The following is a 3,341-nucleotide window of genomic DNA, read 5'->3' on the forward strand; positions in this document are numbered from 1 at the left end:
TTAAAGGTAAACTTGAGTCTACCCTTAAGGATGGCTTCGCGTCAGGAAAGTTGCTTGCTCTTCTAAGCGTTTGCAATCAGTCTTCACACTCTGCGTACCGACACTTAAACAATAGCAGGCAACGTGCCAATTACAAATATTAATATTATTTCCCTTATTAGTCAGTAGATTACAGTTCTTTTATAGAATTACCTTGAAGTATTATCACAAGTATTGGACCATACTCTTGATGACAGGAAGTGACAATATTTGTCAGTTACTCACACTATGCGAAGCTTTCTTTTAAATCTGAAAACTTCCACTACACTTCCTTATATATGTATGCGTTTATCAGCAAGCGCTAAACCGTTTAAAGCCAGTTATTTAGTCCAAACATTAGTTTGTGCATCTAAATGGTGAATTTAACTCAAGCAAAGAAGCCCCATGACAGCAGAAAACACGACACTTACTGGCTTGGCCAGAAAGTTTGTTTTGGATCAGTTACTCGATGAAGAAACTGCCCGAAAAGCACAGCTACACGCTCATCAGAACAATTTATCACTGGTTTCCCATCTGGTTCAAGCAAAAGCGGCTAAAGCCAAGGACCTAGCATTTTCTGCTGCGCAAGAATTTGGTATGCCTGTTTTGGACCTAAATGCCTTTCAGCAAGAATCCTTCCCCGAAAAGGTGGTTGATGAAAAGCTAATTAGAAAACACCATGCCCTGCCTTTATTTATGCGTGGCAATCGGCTTTTTATTGCGGTATCGGACCCAACCAATATTATTGCCCTTGATGAAATCAAGTTTCATACAGGCGCAAGTGTTGACGCAATACTCGTTGAAGATGACAAGCTTAATGCAGCCATCGAGAAGTATCTTGAGTCGCAGGATACAACGATGGGCGATCTGGACGATGCAGACCTTGACGACATCGATGTTGATCAGAGCGATGACTCAGACAATGAAGTGTCGGCTAGTGATGCGGATGATGCGCCGATTGTTAAATACGTCAACAAGATGCTACTCGACGCAATCAAAACTGGCGCATCAGATTTACACTTCGAACCTTATGAAAAAAGCTACCGCGTTCGCTACCGTACAGACGGTATATTACACGAAGTTTCAAAGCCCTCCATTAAACTGGCCCCCAAGATATCAGCCCGTTTAAAGGTTATGTCCCAGCTGGATATTTCTGAGCGGCGAATTCCTCAAGATGGACGTATTAAGCTAAAGCTATCAAAAACCAAAGCGATTGATTTCCGGGTGAATACCCTACCTACGTTGTGGGGCGAAAAAATTGTATTGCGTATTCTTGACCCGAGCAGCGCGAAAATGGGGATTGACGCATTGGGTTACGAAGACGTCCAGAAAGAGCTCTATATGGATGCGCTTCACCAGCCGCAAGGGCTTATCCTAGTAACCGGCCCTACGGGGAGTGGTAAAACAGTATCACTCTATACCGGTTTGAATATACTAAATACTGACGAACGAAATATCTCTACCGCGGAAGACCCGGTTGAGATCAACCTGGAAGGTATCAACCAGGTTAACGTTAACCCGAAGGTCGGGCTTGGCTTCCCTGAAGCGCTTAGGTCTTTCTTACGTCAAGACCCTGACATCATCATGGTGGGTGAGATTCGAGACCTGGAAACTGCGTCTATCGCGATCAAAGCAGCACAGACGGGTCATATGGTCATGTCGACCCTGCATACCAATAGTGCACCAGAAACCTTAACTCGTATGATCAATATGGGCGTTCCGGCATTTAACATCGCCACATCTGTCAGTCTTATCATCGCACAACGACTGGCAAGACGCTTATGCAGCGCCTGTAAAGAGCCTGCTGATATCCCTCCCGAAACACTAGAGAAGGAAGGCTTCACAAAAGAACAAATTGATACAGGTTTTACACTTTATAAACCAAAAGGGTGTGATAAATGTAATAAAGGCTATAAAGGCCGGGTGGGCATTTACGAAGTCGTTAAAAACACGCCTAAGATCGCTCAACTTATTATGTCCGAAGCCACTTCACTTGAAATCGCAAAGCAGGCAGATGAAGAAGGCTTTAACAACCTTAGAAAATCAGCACTTTTAAAGGCTATTGAAGGCGTCACCAGCCTTGAAGAAGTCGAACGTGTAACCAAGGACTAACACATGGCAAGCACCACAGATAAGACACTGTCCTTTTCCTGGGAAGGTACTGACCGGAAAGGCAATAAAACCACAGGCGTTATGGCCGCGGCAAACTCGGCCTTGGTCAAAGCACAGCTTCGTAAGCAAGGCATAAAACCCGTCAAAGTAAAAAAAGCGGCTGCCACTCGTGCGAAAGGGAAAAAAATAACCCCCTTCGATGTCGCTATTTTTACGCGCCAGCTTGCTACCATGATGAAAGCGGGCGTACCGCTTATTCAAGCCTTTGATATTGTTGCAGACGGCCTTGAGAATCCAAGCCTGCAAACACTGGTTATTGATATTAAAAATGAAGTCGCTGCAGGTAACAATTTTGCCGGCGCGCTTCGTAAACACCCTCAACATTTCGATGATTTATTTTGCAACCTAGTTGACTCTGGTGAGAAGTCGGGTGCACTCGAAACCATGTTAGACCGTGTTGCGACTTACATGGAAAAAACAGAGGCACTAAAGAAGAAAGTTAAAAAAGCAATGAGCTACCCCATTTCGGTACTGGTTGTCTCTTTTATCGTTACCACTATTCTCTTGGTAAAAGTTGTACCAACATTTGATGAAATGTTTAAGGGCTTTGGCGCCGAACTTCCTGCTTTTACTCAGTTTGTTGTTGGACTCTCTGAATGGATGCAGGAGTACTGGTTTATACTTATATTAACCATTGCGGGACTAGTCTTCGCATTTAAACAAGCAAGTCAACGTTCCGAGGCTTTCCGTGATGCAAGCGATAAGGCAAAACTCAAGATTCCTATCGTAGGTCGGATTATTGAGAAATCATCCATTGCACGCTTTGCACGCGTATTGTCTACCACTTTCTCAGCAGGTGTACCTCTTGTAGACGCTCTCGACTCAGTTGCCGGCGCAACAGGTAATATTGTTTATCGTAACGCCGTTTTTAAGGTGCGAGACGATGTAGCCTCGGGTACACAACTTCAATATTCTATGCGTTCTACCGGTGTGTTCCCCTCCATGGCAGTACAAATGGTTTCGATCGGTGAGGAGTCTGGTGCACTTGATACGATGCTAGACAAAGTCGCGACGCACTTCGAAGATGAGGTAGATGACCTGGTTGATAATATGACGGCACTAATGGAGCCGATTATTATGTCCGTTTTAGGTGTACTGATTGGTGGATTGATCATCGCCATGTACTTACCAATCTTCCAGATGGGACAGGT

2 protein-coding genes are annotated in these 3,341 nt (G+C 44.4%); both read left to right on the forward strand.

The window, feature by feature from the left end; genetic code table 11:
- Positions 1–423: 423 nt before the first annotated feature.
- Complete coding sequence (pilB, locus tag A3757_RS10335; protein ID WP_068512909.1) at positions 424–2,130, forward strand: type IV-A pilus assembly ATPase PilB; 1,707 nt, start codon at positions 424–426, stop codon at positions 2,128–2,130.
- A 3-nt stretch (positions 2,131–2,133) separates the two neighbouring features.
- A partial coding sequence (locus A3757_RS10340) for a type II secretion system F family protein (protein WP_068739569.1) occupies positions 2,134–3,341 on the forward strand: 1,208 nt, incomplete at its 3' end.

Source organism: Oleiphilus sp. HI0117 (assembly GCF_001635235.1).